The sequence below is a fragment of the Streptomyces sp. NPDC048288 genome (genome assembly GCF_043201555.1).
In the GTDB taxonomy this organism is placed as follows: Bacteria; Actinomycetota; Actinomycetes; order Streptomycetales; family Streptomycetaceae; genus Streptomyces.
The window spans coordinates 1,115,882-1,140,237 of the sequence record NZ_JBICZD010000001.1 but is presented as its reverse complement, the minus strand read 5'-3'; the positions used below and the strand labels follow the sequence as shown (position 1 = coordinate 1,140,237).

Here is a 24,356-nt window from a genome sequence, read left to right as displayed (position 1 = left end):
GTGGGGCGCATGGACAGCGAAGGGCAGTACGAGCAGCGGGTGGTGTGGGCCGTCATCGGCACCGACATCGGCCCGCTGCTGCTGGCGGCGACCCGCGACGGCCTGGTCAACGTGGTGTTCCACGCCACCGACGCGGTGCGGGAGCGGGCTCTGGAGCGACTGGGGGCCCGGCTGGGCACCGAGCCCGTCGAGGATCCCGCGGCCCCGGTCCTGGCCGAGGCGATACGCCAGCTGCGGGCGTATTTCGCGGGTGAGCGGCAGGACTTCGACCTGCCGCTGGACTGGTCGCTGATCTCCGGCTTCAACCGCCAGGTCCTGCGTGAACTGGCCGCCGGTGTTCCGTACGGCGCGGTGGTCGGGTACGGCGATCTGGCCGGGCGGGTCGGGCAGCCCGGCGGGGCGCAGGCGGTCGGCGCGGCGATGGGCGCCAATCCGCTGCCGGTCGTCGTGCCCTGTCACCGGGTGGTGGAGAGCGACGGCGGCCTCGGCGGGTTCGGGGGCGGTCTGGAGACCAAGCGGAAGCTGCTCGCCCTGGAGGGGGTCCTGCCCGAGCCGCTGTTCTGAGCCGCCCCGGCGGCGGGAGCGGCGGTCAGCCGTAGTGCCGGGCCTCGACGATGTTGCCGTCGGGGTCCCGGAAGTAGAAGTTGCGCGGCGCCTTCCCGCGGGCGCCGAAGGAGTCGTGGCCGATGTCGGTCATGGGGACCGTGTGCTCGGCGAGGCGGGCGCGCAGGGCGTCGAAGGCGTCGGGCGGCAGGGCCAGACAGATGTGGTTCACGGGGTGGCCCGCGCTGCCCGTGGCGCCGGGAAGCGCGGGCATGCGCTCGGCGAGGGTGTGCGGTGCCAGGTCGATGATGGTGCCCTCGTCGACCCGTACGGAGGGGAAGGGCACCTCTCCGGCCACGAACTCGGCGACCCGCAGCGGCTCCAGGCCGAGCATCCGCCCGTAGAAGCCGGCGGCCGCGACCGGGTCGGTGACCCAGAGGACGACATGGTCCAGACGTACCGTGGGATTCGTCATGCGGCCCAGGCTGGTGGTGTCCCCCACAGGCCGCAAGCGTTTGGGCGGGTCTGCCACCCGCCAGAGATGAGGGAAGACCGACAGACAGGAGGCGGGCGCGTGGTGCTGGTGGTGTCGGAAGAGGTACGGGAAGCGTTCGACGCGGGTCGCGCGGTGGTCGCCCTGGAGTCCACGATCATCGCGCACGGGCTGCCGCGCCCGCGCAACCTCCAGGTGGCGGTGGAGCTGGAGGACGCGGTACGACGGGAGGGCGCCGTGCCCGCGACCATCGCGGTGCTGGACGGCCGGCCCCATGTCGGCCTGGACAAGGACCAGTTGGAGCGGGTCGCCAACGAGGACGGGATCCGCAAGCTGGGCCACCGCGACCTGCCGCTCGCCGTGGCGGCGGGGGCGAGCGGGGCCACCACCGTGTCGGCGACGGCACAGCTGGCCGCGCTGGCCGGCATCCGGGTGTTCGCGACGGGCGGTCTCGGCGGGGTGCACCGCGAGTGGACGGTGGTCCAGGACGAGTCCGCCGACCTGGGTCTGCTGGCCCGCACACGGATCACGGTGGTGTGCGCGGGCGTGAAGTCGATCCTGGACGTGCCGGCGACCCTTCAGCGCCTGGAGACCCTGGGTGTGGCCGTGGCCGGATTCGGCACGGACCGTTTCCCCGGCTTCTATCTGTCCGACTCGGGGCATCCGGTCGACTGGACGCTGGAGACCCCCGAGCAGGTCGCGGACGTCATGCGGGCGCAGGACACGCTCGACGCGGCGGACACGGCACTGATCGTCGCCAACCCCGTCCCGGAGGCGGAGCAGCTCGATCCCGAGCTGCACGCGCGCGTGCTCGCCGACGCGCTGCAGGCGTGCGACGCGGAAGGGATCACCGGTCAGGCGGTCACCCCGTTCCTGCTCTCCTATCTGGTGCGGCACACGGACGGCGCCTCGCTGGAGGCCAATCTGGCGGCCGTGCGGGGCAACGTCCGGCTCGCGGCGCGGATCGCGTCGGCGTGGGCGAGGGGGTGACGGCGGGCCGCGCGGCGGCGCCGGGCGGGAAGGCGGCGCCCTCGGGCGAAACGGGGGCGTCGTCGGGCGAGGAGGGGGCGTCGGGCCCGGGCGGGGCGTTGCTGGTCGTCGGTGACGTCGTCACCGACGTCGTCGCGCGGCATCGGGAGCCGCTCGCGGCCGGTACCGACACCGCCGCCGTCATCCGGACCCTGCCCGGCGGGGCGGGCGCCAACGTGGCCTGCTGGGCCGCCGGCACGGGCTGCGCGGACGTCCGGCTGCTGGGGCGGGTCGGCGCGGACGCGGCCCAGTGGCACGAGCGGGAGCTGACCGCCGCCGGGGTGCGGCCACGGCTCGTGGTGGATCCCGAGGCCCCGACGGGGACGGTGATCTGCCTGGTCGACGGCGGCGCCGCGGCCGAACGCACCTTCCTCACGGACAGCGGGGCGGCCCTGCGGCTGGAACCCGCCGACTGGTCGGACGCGCTGCTCGACGGAGTGGCCCGGCTGCATCTCTCCGGCTATCTGCTGTTCTCCGGGCCGAGCCGCGCGCTGGCGGCGGTCGCGGTGGCGGCGGCCCGCGCGCGGGGCGTTCCGGTGAGCCTGGATCCGGCGTCGGCCGGGTTCCTGGCGGCGCTGGGCGTGGACCGCTTCCTGGCGCTCGTCGAGGGCGTGGACGTCCTGCTGCCGAGCCGGGACGAGGCCTGTCTGCTGACGGGGCTGCCCGACCCGGCGGACGCGGCGGCCAAGCTGAGCCTCCAGGTGCCGCTGGTGGTGGCCAAGGCGGGGGCGGACGGTGCGCTGATCGCCAGGGCGGGCGAGGTCCTCGCCCGGATCCCCGCCGTGCCGGCGACGCCACGGGACACCACGGGAGCGGGTGACGCCTTCACCGGAGCGTTCCTCGCCGCGTCGGTCGCCGGCGCGACTCCCGAGGAGGCGGCTGCGCGGGGCTGCCGAGCAGGCGCACGAGCGGTGGAACAGGTGGGCGCAAGACCGCCCGCGCGCGCCTGACAGGACGCCGTGGCCGGACGTGGCGGAACGGTGGCGGGCCAACGTCCGCCCGGCGCGAGTCCACGTCCGCCCGGCGCGAGTCCACGTCCGCCCGGCGGGCCCACGTCAGACCAGGCAAGGCTGTGTCGGACCCGGCAGGGCTACGCCTTGTGTCCCCATGCCGAGATCATCGGGGCCGTGGCCAGGTCCATGCTGCCTGCCGCCACGTTGGCCAGGTGCTGGTCGATGTCCGCGTCGGTGGCCAGGCCGGCCGTGACGAGCCGGTCGCGGATCTGCCGGACCGTGGCCGACTCCAGGGCGGTGCAGGCGGGCGAGGCGACGGGGAAGTAGGCGTCGGCCGCCACGTTCCGCAGCCCGGCCTCGCGGAGCAGCCGCGGAAGCTTGCGGCCGTACGACAGGTCCGCGCCACGTTCAGCGAGGAGCTTGCGGAAGCCCTGCCGCAGGCGGTTGGCGAGCTGCTGCTCGGGACCGTACTCGTACGGGCAGGTGAGCGGCTGGAGGGCGGGGTCGGCGTCCTCGATCAGCAGCCGTCCGCCCGGGCGCAGGGCCTTGACCATGGAGCGCAACGCCCGCTCCCGGTCCGGTACATGGACCAGCACGAGGCGCGCGTGCACCAGGTCGAAGTCCTCCCCCGGCGGTTCCTCGGCGCCGACGTCGTGGGTACGGACCTCGACGGGTGCGTGGGCGACCGCGGCGAGCAGCGAGGTGTCGATGTCGGTGGCGACGACCTGTCCGGCCGGCCCCACCTTCTCGGCCAGCCAGGACACCACCGAGGTGCCGCCCGCGCCGACCTCCCAGCAGCGCCCGCCCGGGCCGAGACCGAGCGCCTCCAGGTGCCGGAAGGTGGTGGGGTCGAACAGGGTGGCGAAGGCGTCGAAGCGCTGTCCGGCCTCGCTCTGCCGGTTGTCGAGGAGGTAACCGTCGGCTTGTGTCATGAAGCGATGATCCCAGTTGCCCTGCTTGTCCGGGACGGCCGACGCTCCGGTTGTCCACAGGGCGGAACCAACCGGAATCCCTCGCTCCCACAGGCTTACCCGCGTCTCACACCGGGCTGGCAGACTGGCCCGGCAGGGCGCGGAAGCGTTGCGCGAGGGGATGCACGCAAGGAGATCCGGATGACGATGGCAGGGAATCTGCGGAAGGTCACGGGGCTGGGCAGGGCCGGCGGCCTGCGCAAGGTGGCGCGGCTGGCCCGGCGGCGGCCCCGCGTCGACCTGAACCATCACGCGCGGTCCCCGCTGGGCTCCTCGGTGGTCAACTGCGTGACCTACGAGGACGGGGTGCGGGTGCCGGAGTGCGCCGATCTGTTCTCCGCCGTGGAGCGGGTGCGCAAGAAGGGCGAGGGGTTCGTCTGGCTGGGGCTGCACGAGCCCACGGACAGCGAGTTCGCGGGCATCGCCGAGTTGTTCGACCTGCATCCGCTGGCCGTGGAGGACGCGGTGGAGGCCCATCAGCGCCCGAAGGTGGAGCGGTACGGCGAGACGCTGTTCGCGGTGTTCAAGACGGTCTGCTACGTCGAGCACGAGAAGCTGACGGCGACCAGCGAGGTGGTGAACACCGGCGAGATCATGGTGTTCGTCGGCGAGGAGTTCGTGATCACGGTACGGCACGGCCGGCACGGCTCGCTGGGGCCGCTGCGCGAGGAGTTGGAGGCCGCGCCGAGCCAGCTCGCCAAGGGACCGGCGGCGGTGCTGCACGCGATCGCGGACCATGTGGTGGACGACTATCTGAACGTCACGGACTCGGTGCAGGCCGACATCGACCAGGTCGAGGCGGACGTGTTCGCGGAGAACGGCGCGCGGGCCGACCCGGGGCGGATCTACCAGATGAAGCGGGAACTCCTGGAGCTGAAGCGGGCGGTGGTCCCGCTCGGCAGGCCGATGGAGGAGCTGACCGCCCGTCCGATACGGGTGATCCCCCCGGAGATACAGACGTACTTCCGGGACGTGCTCGACCATCTGATGCGGGCCAAGGAGCAGATCGCGGCCTTCGACGAACTGCTCAACTCCATCCTCCAGGCGCATCTGGCCCAGGTGACGGTCGCGCAGAACGAGGACATGCGGAAGATCACGGCCTGGGCCGCGGTGATCGCCGTGCCGACGATGGTGTGCGGGGTCTACGGCATGAACTTCGATCACATGCCGGAACTGCACTGGCGGTTCGGCTATCCGCTGGTCATCGGCGTCATATCCGTGGCGTGCCTGACGCTGTACCGGGGTTTCCGGCGCAACGGCTGGCTCTGAGCCCGGCGTCGGATCTGCCGAGGTACTTGTGGGCGAGCTCGTACGGGAGCCGCCTGGAGTCGTCCGGGAGGATCTCGGCCGAGTGGTAGGGGTTGGCCAGGTCGAAGACCGTGAGGCTGACCCGGGGGTCACGGCGGAGGTTGCGCACCTTCTGACGGCCGTCGGTGGAGGAGAACAGCACGGTGTCGCCCTCGCGCCGGAACCAGACCACCGAGTTCTACGGAGAGCCGTCGGGGCCGAGGGTGGCGACGCTGACGAAGTTCTTGCCGTCGAAGAAGGCCCGAAGACGGTCCCACCGACCGGTCACGGACGCTCAGCCGCTCCACGCCGGATGCCGCGGGTCGTCGGCGCGGACCAGGACATCGGCCGTGCCGGCGGGGTCGGTCTCGGCCGCGTAGCGCTCGAAGGCGGGCAGGGTCCAGTGGTCGCTCTCGGAGGTACGGCGGCGCAGGGCACCGGGAGTCAGCAGGAGGTGGACGGTCAGGTCGAACGGAAACCAGTGCCGCAGCAGAAGCGGTCCGTGCAGCAACAGCAGTCCACCGGGCGGTAGTTGGACATAGGGGCTGCGGGTGGCGCGGTCGGTGGCCGGGTCCCACAGGTCGGGCAGGACACGGCCGGTCCCGCCGGGGTCGAGGGGGCCGAAGACCTCGCGCCACAGGGCGTTGGTGTCGAACCAGCCGCCGTAGTACGACTCCGCGTCCCGGCGGCCGTGCTCCAGGCGCAGCGAGGCGGGGCGCAGGAAGCCCTCGGTGCCCACGACGAGCGAGGGCCGGCCCCGTACGCGCAGCGCCTCCGCGACGCGCTCCGCGAGGTCCCCGGGCCGGGCGGCCGGGGCGCCGTCGAAGGCGACGCGTGGCCAGGCGCCCCCGTCGGCGGGCTTCAGTTCGGCCAGCCGCTCGGCGAGACGCTCGGCGAGCCGGTCCCAGGTGATCGCTTCGAGTCGCACGGGATCATGATGCCGGGTCGACCGCGCGGACACGTCCGGGTGATTCCGGTGCCGGGCGGGCCGGTGCGGCACCGTACGCGACGCTCGGCCTCGGTCTCGGCGTAGGCCTCGGAGCCGGTGTCGGTCTCGGAGTCGGTGTCGGTGTCGGTGGTCGCCTTCCGCGAGGAGGTGGGGACGGCGTGGGATCAGTGCGGGGAAAGGGGAAAGAACCACGTATGACGCGTCTAGCAACTCCCCGTCACCACGGTGGACTTCTGGTTGTGCAGCCCGTTCGGCGCGACAAGCGGTGTGCGGCCTGCCGGCGGGGGCCGTTGTCGTTGCTGGTGCTGGAGGACGGGGCGCCACGGTGTCTGGAGTGCGCCGATCTCGCGCATCTGGTGTTCCTGCCGCGTGGGGACACGGCGCTGACCAGGCGGTCGCGGGAGGAGAGCGCGCTGTCGGCGGTGGTGGTGCGGTTCAACCGGCGCAAGGCCCGGTACGAGCGGCAGGGCGTGCTGGTCGAGGAGGCCGCGCTGGCCCGGGCCGAGGCGCGGTGTCTGGCGGACGCCGAGGCGCGGCGGCGGCGCAGGGCGCGGGACGCGAAGCGGCGGGCGGACGCGGACGTGCGGTTCACGGAGGCGTTCGCGGCGGAGATCCTGCGGCTGTTTCCGGGGTGTCCGGCGGAGCGGGCCCGGGCGATAGCGGCCCATGCGTCGGTGCGGGGCAGCGGGCGGGTGGGGCGGACCGCGGCCGGGCGGGCGCTGACGGAGGGGGCGGTGATCTCGGCGGTGGTGGCGGGGGTACGGCATGTGGACACGCCGTACGACCAGCTGCTGATGAGCGGGGTGCCACGGTACGAGGCGCGGCGGCGGATCGCGGGGACGGTGGAGGCGGTGCTGCGGGAGTGGGAGGCCGGGGCGGCGGTCCGCTTGACCGGGTGACGCCGGATGGCGCCGGGCGCCGCCGGGCGATGTGACCGAGGCATCGATGGCGTGGGGGGTGTTTTTGGACGGATGCGTATGTGGACGCGCTTCACAGCCATGGGATGGGGGCGCGGATGGGCATTGACTTCAGTGGCGGAGGTGTCCAGGGCGAGAGTGGGTGTGGTGGTCGTGATCGACGGGCCGTATTACGTACTGGTGCTGGTGGGAGTGGTGGGGACCGGGCTGGTGGCGGGGGTCTTCTGCGGGTTCTCGACCTTTGTGATGCGCGGTCTGGCCTCGTTGCCGGCGGCGCAGGGGGTCGCCGCGATGAACGCGATCAACCGGGCCGCCCTGACGCCGGCGTTCATGCTGGTGTTCGCCGGGTCGGCGGTGGTGTGCGCGATGATCGCGGTGGTGACGTTCGTGGTGTGGCCGGACGAGGGGAAGGCGGAGCTGCTGCTGGGCAGCGTGCTGTATCTGTTCGGCTCGTTCGGGCTCACTCTGGTGGCGAACGTGCCCAGGAACGAGGCGCTGGCCAGGCTGGAGCCGGGCACGGCGGAGGCCGCGACCTACTGGCCGGTGTATGTGCGGGAGTGGACCCAGTGGAACCACGTGCGCACCCTCGTGTCGGCCGTGACGGCCGTCGTGTATGTACTCGCGCTGTCCTGAGGGAGACGTGGGAGAAAACTGGCTCCCTGCTGGCCGGCCACTGGCCGCCGGCTGGCCCGTGACTGGCTTCCGGCTGAGGAAGCCCCGGCGGAAAGGGCGGTCAGCCACTCTGCGGGCGTCACCGAGGCGACGTATCGTGGCCGAAAGAGTGCCGCCCGATGGCGCACGGCCTGTGGTAATCGCACGCGAGGAAGACGACCATGGCCGATCCCAAGGGTTTCATGACCACGCCACGCCAGGAGTGGCCGCGGCGGCCGGTCGAGGAGCGGGTGCGGGACTGGGACGAGGTGTACGTCCCCGGGGCGCTGCTGCCCATCATCAGCAAGCAGGCCGACCGCTGCATGGACTGCGGGGTGCCGTTCTGCCATGACGCGTGTCCGCTGGGCAACCTGATCCCCGAGTGGAACGACCTGGTCTCCCGCGAGGACTGGCGGGCGGCGAGCGACCGGCTGCACGCGACGAACAACTTCCCCGAGTTCACCGGACGGTTGTGTCCGGCGCCGTGCGAGGCGGGGTGTGTGCTCGCGATCAACCAGCCGGCCGTCACGATCAAGAACGTGGAGTGTGCCATCGCCGACCGGGCCTGGGCGGAGGGGTTCGCTCCGCCGATGCCGCCGGAGCGGCTGTCCGGGCGGACCGTGGCGGTGATCGGTTCGGGGCCGACCGGGCTCGCGGCGGCCCAGCAGCTGACCCGGGCCGGTCACACGGTCGCCGTGTACGAGCGGGACGACCGGCTCGGCGGGCTGATGCGGTACGGCATCCCCGAGTTCAAGATGGAGAAGGCGCATCTGGAGCGGCGGCTGCGGCAGATGCGGGCCGAGGGGACGAAGTTCCGTACGTCGGTGGTGGTCGGGCGGGACGTCCGGGCGGCGGAGCTGCGGGCACGGTACGACGCGGTGGTGATCGCGACCGGGGCGACGGCGTGGCGGGAACTTCCGGTGACGGGTCGGGAGTTGGAAGGGATACACCAGGCAATGGAGTATCTGCCGCTGGCCAACCGGGTGTGCGAGGGGGATCTGGCCCAGTCGCCGATGTCGGCGGCGGGCAAGCACGTGGTGATCGTGGGCGGGGGTGACACGGGGGCGGACTGTCTGGGGACGGCGCTGCGGGAGCGGGCCGCGTCGGTGACCCAGCTGGACATCTACGCGCAGCCGGGAGAGGAGCGGGACGAGGACCTCGAGCCGTGGCCGACGTATCCGAAGCTCTACCGGCTGTCCGCGGCGCACGAGGAGGCGCGGGACCTGGAGACGGCGCCCGCGGCGGACGCGGACGCCCGGTTGTTCGCGGCGTCGACGCTTCGCTTCGAGGGCGACGGCAGCGGGCATGTGCGGTCGCTGCACCTGGTGGCGGTGGACGCGGCACGGCAGCCGATGCCGGGGACCGGGCGGACACTCCCCGCCGACATGGTGCTGCTGGCGCTCGGCTTCTCCGGGCCCGACCGGGAGGACGGGCTCATCGACCAGCTGGGGGTCGCGATGGAGCCGCGCGGGACGATCAGCAGGGACCCCGGCTTCGCGACCAACGTGCCCGGGGTGTTCGCGGCCGGGGACGCCGCACGCGGACAGTCGCTGATCGTGTGGGCGATCGCGGAGGGGCGGGCGGTGGCAACGGCCGTCGACCGCTATCTGACGGGCAGTTCGCAGCTGCCGTCGCCGATAGCGCCGCACGACCGGCCGATGACCGTGTAGGAGGCCGTGCAGCGGGGCGTAGTAGTAGGGCTTGCAGTAGGGCGTAGTGGGGGCGGGTGCCGGGCCGCGGGGGTGTAGGGGGCGGTCTCGGCCCTGGGGAGGGGGCCGGGTGTACTGCCCGGGGGGGGACGAGGTCGTCAGCGCGGTGCGCGGCGGGCCGGATCGTCTGGTCGGCGGTGAACAGGCCGGGACCAGTCACTGGTTGAGCGGGCGGGGACGGGCTGCTGCGGACCGAGCCGGTGGACGCCGACGCGCCGCTCACCCGCGGCGAGTCGGTGCGGCTGGCCCGGCTCGCGCGGCGGGCTCGGCGGAAATGGCGTGCAGACCGGGCAGTAGTCGCCGGGCACGGCGGTCCGGCGCAGTCTCGCGGTCGGACCGCCGTCTATCGGGCAGATCTGCTACGGCCTGAGCCTCGGCCCCGGCCGGATGCGGCCCAGCCCCGTTCTCGGTGGTCGCGGTCAGCCGCTTGGTGAACGCGCCCCGGCGCATGTGGTCCTGGCTCTGCCCCCGGCCCCGGCCCCGGCGCCGGCTCTTACGGCTTGCGCGCCACCGCCCCGCACTCCGGGATCACGCCGTCGCCTGCCCGGGCACGGGTTCGCCCGGTTCCGGTGGAGCCGGTGGTGGATCACCGGTACCCCCGGATCGACGCGGTCGAGGCCGTCGTAGAAGCGGGCGAACTTCTCGCGGGGAGGGCTGTGCCGGGGTGACCCCGGCCGTCTTTCGGGTGACGCGGTGCGTGATGGCGCGGTTGGCCCGCGCCATCACCGGCGCCCGGGGGTCAGTCGTACGTCCGCGCCGGGTGCGGCCGGCCGGTGTCGATCACGGGGCACTCCCTAAGCTTCGGACTCGGTCGATGATCAATTCAGCACCATTATCAAGAAGTTGAATAAGAGGAAAGAAAAGGGGAAAAAGCAGGTTCAGGAGAGCAAGAAGTCGGCCTCCCCCGCCTTGGCGCCCTCGATGAAGGCGGTCATCTCGTCCGTGGTGTAGATCAGCGCCGGCCCGTCTGGGTCGGTCGACTGACGGACGGCTATCCGGCCGTCGGCCAGCTTCATGGCCTCCAGGCAGTTGCCCCCGTTGCCGCCGCTCCACGGCTTGTGCCAGCCCTCGCTGCCCAGTTCCCTGGCGGGCATGCCGTTGTAGATCCGCTCGGTGCGGTTGCGCGGCCCGGACTGGGGTTTGATGCGATCCATTCACAGCTCCTTGCGGAGATCCCGGAGGATCTCCTTCGTGCGTTGTGCCGTAGCGGCCTGCGCCGCCATGCGGTCCATGACCTCGAGGTGGGTCGCCACCTCGGTGCGCGCGTCCAGGTAGACGGCGCCGGTCAGGTACTCGCTGTAGACCATGTCCGGCAGTTCGGGCATGGCGAATCGGAACAGCACGAAGGGCCCGTACGTCCCCGGGTGCGGCCCGCTGGAGAACGGGGCGACCTGGATCGTCACATTGGGCAGCTTCGTGACCTCTAGCAGCCGGTCGATCTGCGCGCGCATCACCTCCGGACCCCCGACAGGGCGGCGCAGGGCGGTCTCGTCCATCACCACCCAGAACCGGGGGGCATCGGTACGGGTGAGCAGTTGCTGGCGTTCCATGCGCAGGTCGACATGGCGCTCGATCTCCTCCGGCTCGGTCTGGCCGATGGCGCCCGACCTCAGCACCCCGCGCGCGTAGTCCTCGGTCTGCAGCAGCCCGGGCACGAAGTGCGGCTCGTAGGAGCGGATCAGGGCCGCCGCGCCCTCCAGGCTGACGTACATGGAGAACCAGCTCGGCAGGATGTCGTGGAACCGCTGCCACCAGCCGGGCCTGTTGGCCTCCTCGGCGAGCCGGACGAAGAGGTCGGCCTCCTCGTCGGTCACCCCGTAGGCCTTCAGCAGCAGTTGGAGGTAGGGGATCTTGAGGGCGACCTCGGCCATCTCCATACGGCGGACGGTGGCGGGTGCCACGCGGAGCACCCGGGCGGCCTCCTCGCGCTTGAGGCCGGCGCGTTCCCGCAGGTCAAGGAGGCGCCGACCGAGGACCACCTGGCCCACCGTCGGCGCGGACCGCGGCTCGCTCACGCTCCACCTCCACGAAAGTTCCCCGGCCGCGCCACCACTTGGGCTCGCCGGTGTCACGGCCGTCCGCACATACAGGTGTCACCCGGCATGCTGACAGCCCAGCGGCGCCATTCGAAGACTCATTCGAAGATCTGACGGAACGACCGGGCCGGCCAAGGCAACCGAGTGTGCCCGGAACGACCGTTCATAGGACGGTTCGGCCACTTCGGTCACTTTGGTCGGATCGGCCCGCCGGATCCTCACTGATCCCAACTGGCGCCGCTCGACATGCTGTTGCGAGCAGTGTGCCACGGCCCTTCACCGCGTCACACAGCACTCTGCATTTTTCAGAGTGACACTTGCCAAGTGTTCACGGCGGGGCGATAGTGGCAAGCGTGATTCCGTCCGCGCCCTTAGGAACAGACGCCGCCGCAGACCGTCTCGGTCTCGGTGCTGCCACGGGAGTTGCCCCAGGTGAGGGCACTGCCGAGCGCCGGTTCCGGTTCGAGCTGGCCGCTCATCCGGGCTCCCCCGCCCAGGCGAGACGCCTGGTGCGTGCCCGGCTGACCGGCTGGTCGGTCTGCGCGGACACCTGTGACACCGCCGTGCTCGTCATATCCGAGCTGGTCACCAACGCGATCGTGCACACCGCGAGCAGTCGCGTCGTGTGCGAGCTGCACGACCACGACGACACGGTGCGCATCGCCGTGCACGACGAGGGCTGTACGCCCGACGAGCCCCACCCGTCCCCGCAGCGGCCGGAGGAGGAGCACGGGAGGGGATTGCTCCTCGTCGACGCGCTGTGCCAGGCCTGGGGGGCTCAGGAGCACGGGCCGGGGCTGCTGGTCTGGGCGGAGCTGCCGCGCCAGACCGATGCCGCCCGGGACACCGCGGAACCCCGCAACGACCTGGGCTGGGGCGCTCGCCCCGAACCAGGGCCGCCGCACGGGCCCGCGCACCGCCCGGTACACCGTCCCTCTCCCGGTTCCGGGGAGGAGGGGCAGTCGGAGGCGGCGCTGCGCCAGGTGCCCCGGCGGAGGCAGGCATGAACGGCGTCCGCGGCCCCGGCCGGTCGCTGGGGCTCGAAACACTGGTCCGGCTCAAGCGCGGACACCGGTCCGTGGCGGGCGAGGGTGGCACGGCCGCCCGCGGGCTGGCGCTGCCCGAGGGCATGACGGCACCACTGGGCTGCGACGCCGTCGCCGTACCGGCGCGTCTGGGACCGCTGGTCGTGCCCCGGCTGCCGCGGGTGGGATGCGTGTACGCCGATGGCACGCACTGGTGGTGGATCGTCCCGTCGGACTCCGACTACGCCCTGCCCTGGCCCGCGCCGGCCCACTACAGCCCGGGCGCCCCGCTCCCCGGCACCGCCCGCCTGATCCACCGCCCCGACGGGACGGTGCCGTACACCCCGCCGATACCGCTCTACCTCGCCCTGTGCCGGGTGACGGGGACGACGCCGGAGTGGAGCCGTCCGCTGTCCGCCTGATCACCGTGTGATCGTCGCCTGATCGCCGGGCGGACGCCCGGCGGACAGAGCCGCCTCGTCCCCTCCGCGGCCCCCTCCCGGCCCGCACCCCCGGCGCACTCCCCCGCGCCCCGCGAGCCCCGTCACGCGCCCTGCCCGGGGACCGTCGTACCCCGCGATAGTGGCCGTTCGTCGACGGCCCCGGGGAGGAACGCGGTGACGAAGAGGCGGGATGCGGCGGCGCCCGAGGTGTCGGAGTCGGAACGGCTGCTGTTCGGGGGGCCGCTCCGCTACGACATGGGGTGGAACCAGCACCGGAACGCCTTCCTGGAGCTCGACTTCCGCGCCATGATGACCCGCCTGCCCGGCATGCTCGCGTCGAGTCTGCGGCTGGCCCGGCAGGCGGACGCCCGGGCCGCGCGGACCGTACTGGCCGCCCAGGTGGGCGTCGGGGTGGCCCAGGCCGTGAGCCTGCTGGCGGTGAACAGCGTGCTGGGCCGGCTGATCGGCACCGGCACCATCGAGGAGCGGCTGCGCAGCGCCGCCCCCGCCCTGGTGATCATGGCCGCCGTGATGTTCGTGGCGGCCCTGCTGCGGGCCGCGTCGACGTATGCCACGGGCCGCCTGGAACCCAAGGTCGAGCGGGTGGCGACCGAGCAGTACCTGGAGCGGGCGGCGGCCGTCGAGCTGTCCGCGATCGAGGACCACGCCTTCCACAAACTGCTGGACACCGCGCAGTACGGCGCCTCCTCCGCCCGGCGCATGATCAGCTACGGCACCCGCGTGGTGAACGCGCTGATCTCGCTGGCCGCGGCGGCCGGTGTGCTGACCGTGCTGCACCCGGCCCTGCTCCCGCTGCTGATCACGATGACGATCCCGAGCGCGTGGGGCGCGCTGACCAACGCCCGGCGCCACTACGAGTCGTTCCACATCTGGGTGCAGCACGCCCGCGCGGGGCGGCTGATCGGCAACCTGCTCACCGAGCCGGAGGCGGCGCCCGAGATCCGGGTGCACGGGGTCGGCCCGTTCCTGCTGCGGCACTTCCGGTCGATGGCGGAGACGGCGGAGGAGGAGCAGGCCCGGCTGGCCCGGCTCGCCGCCCGCACCGGCCTGATCGCGGCGGCCTGGACCGGCCTCGCGACGGTCGCCACGTACGCGACGCTCGGCGCGCTGCTGCTGAGCGGGGCGATGGCCCTCTCGGTGGCCGGTACGGCGGTGATCGCGATCCGCACCGGTTCGTCGAGCCTGAACACCCTCGTGCTGGAGATCAACTCGTTGCACGAGGAGGCGCTGTTCGTGGGTGATCTGGAGCGGCTGTACGTCGAGGCCGCCGAGCGGGAGATCCCGCTGGGCGGCGACCCGCTCCCGGACGACCCCCGGGAGATCCGGTTCGAGAACGTCACGTTCACCTATCCGGGTGACAGCACCCGCCCCGCCCTCGACGACGTGAGCCTCACCCTCCCGCTCGGCCGGATCGTCGCCCTGGTCGGCGAGAACGGCTCCGGCAAGACCACTCTGGTCAAGCTGCTGGCCGGGCTGTACCAGCCGGACCGGGGCCACATCCGGTGGGACGGCGTCGACGCGGCGAAGGCCGACCGGCACCGGCTCGCCGAGCGCATCGCGATGGTGGCCCAGGACTTCAAGCGCTGGCCGTTCACCGCCAAGGTCAACGTGGCCGTCGGCCGCTCGTCGGCGCCGCTCACCGAGGAGCGGCTGGAGAAGTCGGTAGCGGAGGCGGGCGCCCAGGAAGTGGTCGAGGATCTGCCGCGCGGTCTGGACACCCTGCTGGCCCGCAACTTCAGCGGCGGGCACGAGCTGTCCGGCGGTCAGTGGCAGCGGCTCGGCATCGCGCGGGCCGCCTACCGGCGCGGGCACATCCTCATCGTGGACGAGCCGACGGCCGCCCTGGACGCCCGGGCCGAGCTGGAGGTCTTCGAGAAGATCCGCGCCCTCGCGGGCAGCGGCCAGTCCGTCGTACTGATCACCCACCGCCTGGCGTCGGTCCGCCACGCCGATCTGGTGCACGTCCTCGACCAGGGCCGGGTCGTGGAGTCGGGAACCCCCGACGAACTCCTGGCCGCCGGCGGCGTCTACGCCGAGCTGTACGCGCTCCAGGCCGGCCAGTTCACGGCCAAGGTGCCCGCCCGGAAGGCCGCCGGGCAGGTGGGCTAGCTCTCGGCCCCGTCGCGCACGATCACCAGGAACGTGTCCGTGGTCAGGTCCATCACGACCTCCGCGGGCAGGCCCTCGAGTCGCCGCGCGTGCGCGAACTCCTCCGCCGGCCATGATCCTCGCGGTCCGCCTGCGGAAAAGCGTTCGAGCACGGTTCGCCCGTTCACCATCCTGCACCTCCAGAAAGCGTCGTACTTGTAGGAGTTAACGCTCTGGAGAACACGGATGGCTCGCCCGGTGACGGTACTGAGACATAGCCGACACGCCACCGGCGCGGAGGGTGAGGATCCGTTGACTTTCGGCCACGTCCGTGACCGTCCGCGTCAGTCCTCGTACTCGTCGTGATAGCGGACCCGGTCGCTGCCCTCGGGCACCCGGCCCAGTGCCGTCAGGTCGAGCAGGGAGGTGGTCGAACCGAGTCCGTCGAGGCCGCGGTCGTAGGCGGAGTAGGTGTGGAAGACCCGGTCGTGCTCCCGCAGGAAGCAGCTGATGCCCGGCCGTTCGACCGGTTCGTCGTCCACCACCAGGGTCGCCTCGAAGTCGCGGTTGAAGTCGCTGTGGTACGACGAGTACCAGGGCAGGGTCCAGCCCATCCGCGCCTTGAACGGCAGGATCCTGGTGAACGGCGCCCGGGAGACCGCCGCGAACGAGGTGCCGCGTGCCCGCAGATGGGATAGGTGGCCGATCTGGTCCAGGAACGCGGAGCAGTTGGGGCAGCCGCTCTCCCACTCCGGCGCGAACATGAAGTGGTAGACGATCAGTTGGGCCCGCCCGTCGAAGAGATCCCGCAGGTTCGCCTTGCCGTCCCCGCCCTCGAAGACGTACTCGGCGTCCACCTCGACCATGGGCAGCCGGCGCCGCTCGGCACCCAGCGCGTTCCGCGCACGCGTGAGCGCCTCCTCCTTGAGCAGTAACTCCGCGCGCGCGGCATGCCACCGCTCACGCGAGACGATCTCCGGAAGCGACATGGGCCCTCCTGTCCGACGGTCGGTTCCGGGTGGTGACCGCCGCGGGAAACAGAACTCATCGGCGCGGCCGAAGTTTTTTTCCGCGTCTTCCTCTCCCGCCTCTTCCCTCCCCGTCAGGTGTCGTACTGCTGGATGCGCCGTCCGTGCCCCCGGTCGACGAGGCCCGGCAGGCGCTCCCCCAGCTCCCGTACGACGGCGGGCACATCGAGAGTGAGCAGCTCGCGGTCGCGCATCAGGACGCGGCCGTCGACGATCGTGGTGCGGACGTCGGCGGAGCGGGCGCTGTGCACGAGGGTGGCGGCGAGGTCGTGGACGGGCTGGGTGTGCGGCCCGGTGAGGTCGACGAGGACGATGTCGGCGCGGCGGCCCGGGGCGAGGCTGCCGACGCTCGCGCCGAGGCCGACGGCCCGCGCGCTCTGGAGCGTGGCGTGGTGCAGGGCCTGCCGGGCGGTCAGCCAACGCGGGTCGCCCTCGGTGGACTTCTGGACGAGCGCGGTGAGCGCCATCGACTCCCAGACGTCGAGGGAGTTGTTGGAGGCGGCGCCGTCGGTGGCGAGGCCGACCGGGACGCCGGCCGCGCGCAGGGCCCGTACCGGAGTGGTGGTGGGCCAGCCGAACTTGAGGTAGCCGCGGGGCGCGGTCGCCACGGCGGTACGGCCGCCGGTCCGCGCCAGCAGGGGCAGGTCGCGGTCGAGGATGCCGGTGCCGTGGGCGATGAGCAGGTCGGTGTCGAGCAGCCCGGCGCGGTCCAGGATCTCGATGGGGGTGGCGCCGTGCCGGGCGAGGCTGGTGTCGGTCTGGTCGCGGTTCTCGGCGGCGTGCAGATGCACGGGCAGGCCGTGGGCGCGGGCCAGTTCGGCGGTGGCGGCGAGGTCCGCGTCGGTGACGGTGTAGGGGGCGTGCGGGGCGAGGGCGGTGGTGATACGGCCGTCCGCGCCGCCCCGGTGCCGTAGCGCGAACTCCAGTGACCGCTCGCGGCCTTCGGGCCCCTGCGAGGAGAAGTAGGCCTCCCCCAGATGGGCCCGCAGTCCGCACTCGGCGACGACGGCGGCGACCGTGTCCATGTGGAAGTAGTGGTCGGCGAAACAGGTCACGCCACCCCGGATCAGCTCGGCGCAGGCGAGCCGCGCCCCCAACTCCACATCCCTCTCGGTGAGGTTGGACTCGACCGGCCAGACGACGTCGTTGAACCACGCCTCGGTCGGCAGGTCCTCGGCGAGGCCGCGCAGCGCGACCATGGGCGCGTGCGTATGGCAGTTGATCAGCCCGGGCATCGCGACCTGCCCCCGCCCGTCGATCCGCTCGACGGCGTCGGCGTCGGCGACGGCGTCTGCGTCTGCGTCTGTCCGGACCTCGACGGCCTCGATCCTCCCGTCCCGTACGACGATCGAGGCGTCCTCCAGGAAACCGATGTTCTCCTGGTCGTCGTGGGTGAGCACGGTACAGCCCGTGATGACGAGGTCGGCGGGAGCGGAGCCACGGCCGGCGGGAGCGGAGCTCATCGCCCCAACGTAGGGCAGGGTCCTCGGCCCGCGTGAGCCGAACCGCGCATCCGGCCCCGGCCCTGTCGCCCGGCGCCCGGGGCGAGCACGCTGGCCGCACCACCTCCTGGAAGGAGCCGGGCATGCTCCTCGGCACCTGGAACCTCGAAAACCTCTACCGACCCGGCAGCCCCTACGGCCCCAAGGACAAGTCCGCGTACGAGGCGAAGCTCGCCGCCCTCGCGACCGTGATCACCGGACTCGACCCGACCCTGCTCGGCGTCCAGGAGGTCGGCGACCCCGACGCCCTGGCGGACCTGACCGAACTGCTCGGCGCGAACTGGCGGTTCGCGCTCTCCGGGCATCCCGACGGCCGGGGCATCCGGGTCGGCTTCCTGGCCCGCGCCGAGCTGACGACGGTGTCCGACACGGCGGCCCTGCCGGCCCGGCTGCGCCCGGTGCAGACCGACGACGCCGGAGAGACCACCGTCGAGGCCGGCCGCGGCTTCCTGGCGGTGACGCTCGTGACCCCGGGCGGGCCGCTCACGGCGGCGGTGGCCCACCTCAAGTCCAAGCTGCTCAGCTACCCCGGCGGCCGCTTCTACCCGCACGACGAGGGCGAACGGGCACGCTACGGGGCGTACGCCCTGTACCGGCGGGCCGCCGAGGCGACGGCCCTGCGGGCGCTGGCCGACCGGCTGCTCGCCGGACAGGGCACGGCCAAGGACGTGGCGGTCCTCGGCGACCTCAACGACGAGGTGCAGGCGGCCACCACCCAGATCCTCCTCGGCCCGCCCGGCTCCGAACTCGGCACCACCGGCTACGACCACGACGACAAGGGCGACGCCGTACGGCTGTGGGACATCGCCCCGCGCATCCCGGCCGACCGGCGTTACTCCCGCGTCGACTCCGGCCGCCGTGAACTCATCGACCACCTCCTCCTCAGCCACCACCTCGTCCACCGCCTGGCAGAGGCGGGCACCGGCCTGCCCGGCACCACCGCGCCACCGAAGCTGCCGTCGGTGGGCACGGACCCGGCAACACGACGCGGGGCCACGGCCTCGGACCACGCCCCGGTGTGGGCCCGCTTCACGGACTGAGAAGCCCGACGGAGGCCGCCACCGCCCCCGGCCACCCGCTCCGCGACAATCAACTCGCCGACGACCGCGAACCGCTGGAGCCCGCCTTGCCCGCACAGCCCGCACAGCCCGCCTTGCCCGCACAGCCCGCGCAGCCCCCGCAGTCCGCGCTGTACGACTTCGCCACCTGGGCACCGGTGCTGCGGCTGCTGCGGGACGCCCCGGAGGAGCGACCCACCGCACCGGTCGTCCAGGTGTCCGGACGCATCGCCCGGTTCAGCTGGAGCCTGCGGCTGCGGCGGCCCGGTCCCCGGCCGGGCCGGGCGGCTCAGGTGGAGGACGTTCAGGAGGAGCACGACGCGGTGGCGCGCGTACAGGCGGCGCTCGCCGAGGCCGGTACCGACGACATGGCCTTCGTCGCGGAGATCGGGCCGGACGGGCGGACCGTGCTCCATCTCATCGGCCGGAGCCCCGCCGTGACACCGGGCCTCGGGGGTCCGCACCCGGGCGCGCTCGTCCTGGTCGAGGACGCCGTGCCGGAGCCGTGGCGGCGACTGCCCGACCCGGTGCCGGACGCCCGGCCGCACCCCGCCGCGGACCCCGCCCTGCTGGAGCGGACGCTGCGCGAACGGCTCCCCGACGCCGTCGGCGCGACCGAGGCGGAGCTCGCCGGGGCCGAGGCACGGCTCGGTGTCCCGCTGCCCGAGGAGCTCAGGGCGCTGTACCGGGTGACGCGGGCGCACTGGGAGGACTGGGACGACCCGGAGGACAGCTACGCGGCGGCCGGCTGCGAGCTGTTCCCACTGGACGAGCTGTATCTCGCCGAGGCGGCGACCCGGCCGACCGACTGGCGGTTCGCGGCGAAGGACGCGGTCGTCACCCCGCCCGACGCCGCCGTGCAGGGCCTGGTCGGCTCACCGGGCTGGATCGTCTTCGGCGACAACGGCGGCGGTGACCGGATCGCGGTGGACCTCACGCCGGGCCCGTGCGGCCACCTCGGCCAGATCATCATGATCGCCCACGAGTACCACACCGGGGCCGATCTGCTCGCCGACTCCCTCACCGACCTGGTGGTGAACCTGCCGGAGGACGTCCGGCGGAGCGGCGCGGCCGGCCACCTGCCGCCGGCCGTGGCGTACGTCAACCACCGGAGTGCCGCCGGCGTCGAGGAGGCCGCGCACCCCGATCTGGAGGTGCTGAGCATCGGTGTGGTGGAGGAGGGCCGGCGGTTCGGGCTCGCCCCGGTCACCGGGCTGCCCCGGCTGCGCACGCTCAGCGCCTGCCCGGACACGCTCGCCGACCCGCTGGAGATCGCGAAGCTGACCGGTCTCGAGTTCCTGGAACTGGGCCCGGCGGACTGGCGCGTGCTGCTCGACGCCTCGGCGGTGCCGCGCGGTCTGGCGGCGGCCGCCGTCGCGGTGCACGACAGCCGGCCGCCGCTGCCGGTCGTGGCGCTGGCCAACGAGATCCTCGGCCTGTGGAACCGCCCGCCCCTCCCGGTCACCGTGCTGGAGGGCGAGCTGGGGCGGTGAGCTACGCGGCGACCGGCATCCGTGGCACCGCGAGCCCGAGCCGCTGCCCGTCTTGCTCCAGTTCGACGGCGAGGGCTTCGAGTTGCCGGGTGTGCCGGGCGGTGAGCCGTCCGGTCTCGTCGAGGTGGACGGCACATGCGGTGGTCGTGTCCACGAGCCGTTCGAGTACGGCGGCCACCGCGTCCGTGCCCTCGGTGTGCCGGGCGAGGGCGGGGAGTTCGGCGGCGGCGAGGGCGATGGCGGTGCGGGCCTCGGCGAGGGTGCGGTAGGCCTCCCGGCGCAGGGCCCAGCGTTCGCCCCGGTCGCCGGACTCGCTCAGCACGTGGTCGAGATAGAGGTGCGCGGCCCGCCCGGCGGCGGCGAGCCGGGCCCGTACTCCGCCGCCCCGCCTCCCCGCCATCGGCAGGTGCCCGACGAGCAGGACGATCGCGCAGGCCAGCAGGGTCTCGCCGATCCGGCTTACGGAGGCCTGCGGTTCGCCGCCGACCATGACCAGGGCCAGCACCAGGACGGTGACCACGGCGGTCTGGGCGCCGAAGTGCCGGGTGGACACCGGGATGACCGCCCCGCAGACGGCCACCAGCGCGATGAGCCCCTCGGGCCGGGGCAGTACGGCCGCGAAGCCCGCGAAGACGAGGGCGCCGAGCACCGTGCCCGCGGCCCGGCACAGCACCCGGGAGGCGAGTGGTCCGAGGTCGGGCTTGACGAGGAAGACGGCGGTGGCGGGCAGCCAGTACCAGTGCTGGTGCTCGCCGTACCAGCGGGCGTGGTGCAGGGCCTGCGCGATGCCGGCGCTGGCGCCGAAGCAGAGGGCGACCCGCAGCCCGTACTCCCGTCCGCCGCTGCCGAGCGCGGCCCGCAGCACCTCCTTCGGGCTGCGCCGCCGGGCGGGCGGCCGGTGCTCCCGGCCCCCGCCGCGGTCGAAGGCCTCGGCGGCGCGCAGCAGCGCGTCGTCGAGTGCGCGCAGCGCGGGCGCCGACCGGGACGGTGCGGGCAGCGGCCCGGTGCCGTCGTTGCCCCGGACCGCGGCGGCGAGCCGCCGGGGTCCCTCGGCCGCCCGCGCGGAGACCGGGTCCCCGGCCCAGGCCAGGGCGGTGGCCGCCTCGGCGAGGGGCAGGGCGGCGGCGTACCGCGTGTGCAGCCGGCGTTCGGCGGCGGAGCTGGCGTACCTCCGCAGCCGGGGCCCGGTGAGGGCGTCCTGGGCGTGGTCGAGGGCGGCGGTCAGGGCGGCCCGCCGCTGTCCGGCGGCCTCGGTCCCGGCGGCGTCCAGCAGGCCGGCGACCGCGTCGTACACGGCGGCGACGGCGTCCCGTTCCCCGTCGAAGCGGTAGTCGCCGGCGAGGGCGCCCGGGGTGGGCAGGGCGAGCCGCAGCACCACCAGCCATCCGGCCCCGGCCAGGAACGCGAGGGCCCGCTGCCAGCCCGCCTCGGCGACCGGCATCCCGGCGCCGATGGCGGCGGCGACCAGCAGCTGCGTCCCGGCGCCGGACGCCACGGGCCCGACGGCGCTCATGCCGCCGGCGACCAGGCCGAGCGCGGTGAGCAGCAGGGTGAGGGGTACGGCGGTGAGGTGCTCCCCGCCGTACGTCCCGACGAGCAGCCCGACCGCGCCGGCCGCCGCGGGCACCCCGAGCCGCCGCACGGCGGACCGCCTGCTGCCGGGCCGGTCGTTGATCCCGGCGAGCATGGCGGCGATGGCGGCGACGACCCCGAGGGAGGTGTGCCGCGCCAGGACCGCGGTGAGCAGCAGCGGTCCGGCGGCCAGCGCCCCTCGTGTCACCGCGCTCCAGGACACGGGTCCGCGCTGGGCGCGCAGGGCGTGGGCGAGCCAGGGCGGCAGGGCGATACGACGGGACACGGGGCTCCTGTCCGGACGAGGGCGGGGTGTGCCTTCGGGCGACGGTGGCCGGGCTGTTGGCTTCGGTGTCCACGGTAGATCGCGTTCCGGTACGGAAAGGTCCGTTCACATTTCGCGGATGTGACAAGTGCCCCGAAAGGCCGCGTTCTTTATGAACGCAATTCTCCGCCCCCCTGTTCGGGGCCGGAAACGGGAGCGGGCCCGAGGGCGTAGCCTGCCCCCGGGCCCTGGAAAGCCGCCCATCGTCACACGCCGGCACACTTGAGAACCCGGGTCAGTCGTGAGGTCGCCGCGTCCTTCCTTTGGACCACCACGCATCGAGCTGCGCGGGCAGGACTTGAACCTGCATTTCGACGTGCTGGGGCCCGGGCCCGTTCGATCCGGCGATCGGCGGCGAATGCTGAGTCTGGAGCGAGAGTCTGAGATTCAACGCGGCCCGCCCCGTGTTCTGTGGGGTACGGCCGCTCGTCACGACAAGCCTCAGCTTCAGCTTGCGCTCCTCGCGCACCCCGGCCTCAAGGGACCGGGGGTCCTTGGAGGCTACCCGAACAGGTAGCCGAACACGGCGTCCCCGACCCGCTGGTCGACGACGTCGGCACCGTTCGCCTCCTCACGGGCGAACTTGACGGCCTGCTGCAACTTCTCGACCCGGTCGAGGAGTTCGTTGACCCGCCGGGCCGGGAGGGCCCCCGAGAACTTCACGGTGGTCCAGTACCCCACCGGAATGTCCTCGTAGTACACCTCGACCTGGGCCGGATGCTTCTCGGTCGCCTCGGCCTTCACATGGTTCCGGGGCACCTTCTTGGTCCGCAGGGTCCGCACCGGTTCGGTCTTCCAGGCGTCGGTGGACGGGTCCTGCACCCACGACTCGGAGGCGTCGAGCACGGGCAGCTTCCGCACGAAAGTATTGAGGTCGACGAGCTGCTTCTCCAGGAACAGCAGATAGGACACGGGCACACCGGCGACCAGCACCCGCCCGTCCACCTGCACATCGGCCCTGGCCTCGCAGTTCGCCCAGTCCTTGGTGGCGGTCACGTCGAAGAGCCGTGTCAGTGTCGCCGAGGTCTCCCGCAGCACGTCCTCGGCCTTGACCTGGACCCGCGTGGACTCGGGCGGCAACTGCTCGCCCTCCTCGTCCTTCGGCTGGTACGTCCGCGAGATACCGGCCAGCAACGCGGGCTTCTGCAGCCCGTGATGCGCCGACGTCAGGTCCTGATGAGCCTTGGACTTGATGCCCTTCTCGACCGCGATGATCTGATTGAGTTTCGCCACGTGAAGGACGGTAGCAGCGCCAACTGACGCATTCCCAAGCATTTTTCGAGCGGGACGAGACGCAGGGGACCCGGAAAATTCAGGTGCGGACCGCCGGTGCGAGGGCGGACGATCGGTCGGTTGTCCGTCGTTGAATTCAGGAGCCCTTGTGATACAGCGCGTCACCGCCCCGGCTCTCTTTCCACCGCCCGGTTACTCCCACGCCTCCGTCGTCGAGGCCGGCACGAGGCTCGCGTTTCTGGCGGGGGCCGTTCCGTTGGACGGTGAGGGGAAGCTCGTCGGGGAGGGGGATCCGCCGCGTCAGGCCGAGCAGGTGATCGCCAATCTGCGGGAGCAGCTGCGGGCGGTCGGGAGCGATCTGGAGCATGTGCTGTCGACCGATGTGTACGTCGTGAGCGGTGAGCCCGCGGTGCTCTCCGGGGTGTGGGAGGTCGTCGAGGCCTCGGGGCTCAGCGCCGGGCCGCACTCGTCGACGCTGATCGGGGTCGCCTGTCTCGGGTACACCGGGCAGCTGGTGGAGATCACGGCCACGGCCGTCGTACCCGACGAGGGGGCGGGGGCGTGAGCGGCGGGGTCGTGCTGCGCCGGGCCGGTGGGCCGGACGCCGACGCGGTCGCCGAGGTCTGGCTGCGGTCCTACTCCGCGGCCCTGCCCACCGTCGTGCGGGCGCACTCGGACGACGAGGTGCGCGCCTACTTCCGGGACGTGGTGGTGCCGTCGCGGGAGACGTGGGTCGCGGAGGCGGGTGGGCGCGTGGTGGGGATGATGGTGCTCGCGGACCGGCTGGTGTCGCAGTTGTATCTGGACCCCGACTGGCGGGGACGGGGGGTCGGGGACCTGTTCGTCGCGCTGGCCAAGGAGCGCTTCCCGCAGGGGCTCACGCTCTGGACGTTCCAGGTGAACACGCCCGCCCACCGGTTCTACGAGCGGCACGGCTTCGTCGCCGTCGAGCACACGGACGGCAGCGCCAACGAGGAGCGCGAGCCCGATGTGCGCTACGTGTGGCGGCCGCTGCCGTAGGTCACGCCTG

Annotated in this window: 25 protein-coding genes; 14 read left to right on the top strand and 11 right to left on the bottom strand. The window is 72.9% G+C overall.

Features of this window, described 5'->3' with window-relative positions:
* Positions 1-9 precede the first annotated feature (9 nt).
* The gene (locus ACGFZS_RS05070; RefSeq protein WP_359222148.1) at positions 10-564 is read left to right on the top strand and encodes a methylated-DNA--[protein]-cysteine S-methyltransferase; all 555 of its coding nucleotides are present in this window, start codon (positions 10-12) and stop codon (positions 562-564) included.
* Between the two features lie 25 nt (positions 565-589).
* Here ACGFZS_RS05070 and ACGFZS_RS05065 read toward each other — a convergent pair whose 3' ends face one another.
* Entirely contained in the window at positions 590-1,018 is a 429-nt protein-coding gene (locus ACGFZS_RS05065; RefSeq protein WP_355718932.1) for a VOC family protein, read from the bottom strand.
* A 99-nt stretch (positions 1,019-1,117) separates the two neighbouring features.
* Between ACGFZS_RS05065 and ACGFZS_RS05060 the strand changes: the two genes are divergently transcribed.
* Together ACGFZS_RS05060 and ACGFZS_RS05055 are read left to right on the top strand one after the other, a co-directional pair.
* On the top strand, positions 1,118-2,026 hold the full coding sequence (locus ACGFZS_RS05060; RefSeq protein WP_393793910.1) for a pseudouridine-5'-phosphate glycosidase: 909 nt from the start codon (positions 1,118-1,120) through the stop codon (positions 2,024-2,026).
* A gap of 98 nt (positions 2,027-2,124) precedes the next feature.
* On the top strand, positions 2,125-3,015 hold the full coding sequence (locus ACGFZS_RS05055) for a carbohydrate kinase family protein (protein ID WP_393794125.1): 891 nt from the start codon (positions 2,125-2,127) through the stop codon (positions 3,013-3,015).
* 140 nt (positions 3,016-3,155) lie between these two features.
* Here the strand turns inward: ACGFZS_RS05055 and ACGFZS_RS05050 are convergent, their stop codons facing one another.
* Positions 3,156-3,950 carry a methyltransferase domain-containing protein gene (locus tag ACGFZS_RS05050; RefSeq protein WP_393793909.1) on the bottom strand — a complete coding sequence of 265 codons (795 nt, stop codon included), beginning with the start codon at positions 3,948-3,950 and terminating at the stop codon, positions 3,156-3,158.
* Between the two features lie 180 nt (positions 3,951-4,130).
* On the opposite strand from ACGFZS_RS05050, the gene ACGFZS_RS05045 reads away from it, so the two are divergent.
* Positions 4,131-5,258: a magnesium and cobalt transport protein CorA gene (locus ACGFZS_RS05045; RefSeq protein ID WP_393793908.1), complete on the top strand. Its 1,128-nt coding sequence runs from the start codon at positions 4,131-4,133 to the stop codon at positions 5,256-5,258.
* Here ACGFZS_RS05045 and ACGFZS_RS05040 read toward each other — a convergent pair.
* Both ACGFZS_RS05040 and ACGFZS_RS05035 read right to left on the bottom strand, forming a co-directional pair.
* Positions 5,200-5,469, bottom strand: a complete 270-nt coding sequence (locus tag ACGFZS_RS05040) for a pyridoxamine 5'-phosphate oxidase family protein (RefSeq protein ID WP_393793907.1) — start codon at positions 5,467-5,469, stop codon at positions 5,200-5,202. The genes ACGFZS_RS05045 and ACGFZS_RS05040 overlap by 59 nt on opposite strands.
* 102 nt (positions 5,470-5,571) lie before the next feature.
* Positions 5,572-6,204 (bottom strand): uridine kinase, encoded by a 633-nt coding sequence (locus ACGFZS_RS05035; RefSeq protein WP_393793906.1) that lies wholly within the window; start codon positions 6,202-6,204, stop codon positions 5,572-5,574.
* 215 nt (positions 6,205-6,419) lie between these two features.
* Between ACGFZS_RS05035 and ACGFZS_RS05030 the strand changes: the two genes are divergently transcribed.
* The 3 genes from ACGFZS_RS05030 (at position 6,420) to ACGFZS_RS05020 (ending at position 9,463) form a co-directional block, all read left to right on the top strand.
* A complete protein-coding gene (locus ACGFZS_RS05030) occupies positions 6,420-7,124 on the top strand; it encodes a DUF2293 domain-containing protein (RefSeq protein WP_393793905.1) in 705 nt (234 codons plus the stop codon).
* A gap of 171 nt (positions 7,125-7,295) precedes the next feature.
* Positions 7,296-7,775, top strand: coding sequence for a DUF1772 domain-containing protein (locus ACGFZS_RS05025; RefSeq protein ID WP_393794124.1), 480 nt, complete (start codon positions 7,296-7,298; stop codon positions 7,773-7,775).
* Positions 7,776-7,975: 200 nt separating this feature from the next.
* Positions 7,976-9,463, top strand: coding sequence for a glutamate synthase subunit beta (locus tag ACGFZS_RS05020; RefSeq protein WP_393793904.1), 1,488 nt, complete (start codon positions 7,976-7,978; stop codon positions 9,461-9,463).
* A gap of 917 nt (positions 9,464-10,380) precedes the next feature.
* Here the strand turns inward: ACGFZS_RS05020 and ACGFZS_RS05015 are convergent.
* Both ACGFZS_RS05015 and ACGFZS_RS05010 read right to left on the bottom strand, forming a co-directional pair.
* Positions 10,381-10,656 (bottom strand): DUF397 domain-containing protein, encoded by a 276-nt coding sequence (locus tag ACGFZS_RS05015; RefSeq protein WP_089100964.1) that lies wholly within the window; start codon positions 10,654-10,656, stop codon positions 10,381-10,383.
* Positions 10,657-11,517: a helix-turn-helix domain-containing protein gene (locus ACGFZS_RS05010; protein WP_393793903.1), complete on the bottom strand. Its 861-nt coding sequence runs from the start codon at positions 11,515-11,517 to the stop codon at positions 10,657-10,659. It lies immediately after the preceding gene.
* A 488-nt stretch (positions 11,518-12,005) separates the two neighbouring features.
* Between ACGFZS_RS05010 and ACGFZS_RS05005 the strand changes: the two genes are divergently transcribed.
* The 3 genes from ACGFZS_RS05005 (at position 12,006) to ACGFZS_RS04995 (ending at position 15,136) form a co-directional block, all read left to right on the top strand.
* A complete protein-coding gene (locus ACGFZS_RS05005; RefSeq protein ID WP_355719050.1) occupies positions 12,006-12,545 on the top strand; it encodes an ATP-binding protein in 540 nt (179 codons plus the stop codon).
* Positions 12,542-12,985, top strand: a complete 444-nt coding sequence (locus ACGFZS_RS05000; protein WP_393793902.1) for a hypothetical protein — start codon at positions 12,542-12,544, stop codon at positions 12,983-12,985. Before ACGFZS_RS05005 ends, ACGFZS_RS05000 begins: the two co-directional genes overlap by 4 nt.
* 195 nt (positions 12,986-13,180) lie before the next feature.
* Complete coding sequence (locus ACGFZS_RS04995; RefSeq protein ID WP_393793901.1) at positions 13,181-15,136, top strand: ABC transporter ATP-binding protein; 1,956 nt, start codon at positions 13,181-13,183, stop codon at positions 15,134-15,136.
* Here the strand turns inward: ACGFZS_RS04995 and ACGFZS_RS04990 are convergent.
* The 3 genes from ACGFZS_RS04990 to ACGFZS_RS04980 form a co-directional block, all read right to left on the bottom strand.
* The gene (locus ACGFZS_RS04990) at positions 15,133-15,306 is read right to left on the bottom strand and encodes a hypothetical protein (protein WP_355708130.1); all 174 of its coding nucleotides are present in this window, start codon (positions 15,304-15,306) and stop codon (positions 15,133-15,135) included. The genes ACGFZS_RS04995 and ACGFZS_RS04990 overlap by 4 nt on opposite strands.
* Positions 15,307-15,459: 153 nt before the next feature.
* The gene (locus tag ACGFZS_RS04985; protein ID WP_393793900.1) at positions 15,460-16,104 is read right to left on the bottom strand and encodes a DUF899 domain-containing protein; all 645 of its coding nucleotides are present in this window, start codon (positions 16,102-16,104) and stop codon (positions 15,460-15,462) included.
* A gap of 113 nt (positions 16,105-16,217) precedes the next feature.
* On the bottom strand, positions 16,218-17,606 hold the full coding sequence (locus ACGFZS_RS04980; protein ID WP_393793899.1) for an amidohydrolase: 1,389 nt from the start codon (positions 17,604-17,606) through the stop codon (positions 16,218-16,220).
* 122 nt (positions 17,607-17,728) lie between these two features.
* Here ACGFZS_RS04980 and ACGFZS_RS04975 point away from each other — a divergent pair, with 122 nt between their 5' ends.
* Together ACGFZS_RS04975 and ACGFZS_RS04970 are read left to right on the top strand one after the other, a co-directional pair.
* Complete coding sequence (locus ACGFZS_RS04975; RefSeq protein ID WP_393794123.1) at positions 17,729-18,685, top strand: endonuclease/exonuclease/phosphatase family protein; 957 nt, start codon at positions 17,729-17,731, stop codon at positions 18,683-18,685.
* Between the two features lie 113 nt (positions 18,686-18,798).
* On the top strand, positions 18,799-20,196 hold the full coding sequence (locus ACGFZS_RS04970; RefSeq protein WP_393794122.1) for an SMI1/KNR4 family protein: 1,398 nt from the start codon (positions 18,799-18,801) through the stop codon (positions 20,194-20,196).
* A 1-nt stretch (position 20,197) separates the two neighbouring features.
* Here the strand turns inward: ACGFZS_RS04970 and ACGFZS_RS04965 are convergent, their stop codons facing one another.
* Both ACGFZS_RS04965 and ACGFZS_RS04960 read right to left on the bottom strand, forming a co-directional pair.
* Positions 20,198-22,054: an FUSC family protein gene (locus ACGFZS_RS04965; RefSeq protein WP_393793898.1), complete on the bottom strand. Its 1,857-nt coding sequence runs from the start codon at positions 22,052-22,054 to the stop codon at positions 20,198-20,200.
* Positions 22,055-22,594: 540 nt separating this feature from the next.
* On the bottom strand, positions 22,595-23,326 hold the full coding sequence (locus tag ACGFZS_RS04960) for a hypothetical protein (RefSeq protein WP_359209928.1): 732 nt from the start codon (positions 23,324-23,326) through the stop codon (positions 22,595-22,597).
* A gap of 148 nt (positions 23,327-23,474) precedes the next feature.
* On the opposite strand from ACGFZS_RS04960, the gene ACGFZS_RS04955 reads away from it, so the two are divergent.
* Together ACGFZS_RS04955 and ACGFZS_RS04950 are read left to right on the top strand one after the other, a co-directional pair.
* A complete protein-coding gene (locus ACGFZS_RS04955) occupies positions 23,475-23,891 on the top strand; it encodes a RidA family protein (protein WP_365680558.1) in 417 nt (138 codons plus the stop codon).
* The gene (locus ACGFZS_RS04950; protein WP_393793897.1) at positions 23,888-24,346 is read left to right on the top strand and encodes a GNAT family N-acetyltransferase; all 459 of its coding nucleotides are present in this window, start codon (positions 23,888-23,890) and stop codon (positions 24,344-24,346) included. The genes ACGFZS_RS04955 and ACGFZS_RS04950 overlap by 4 nt, the downstream gene beginning before the upstream one ends.
* The last annotated feature ends 10 nt before the right edge of the window (positions 24,347-24,356 follow it).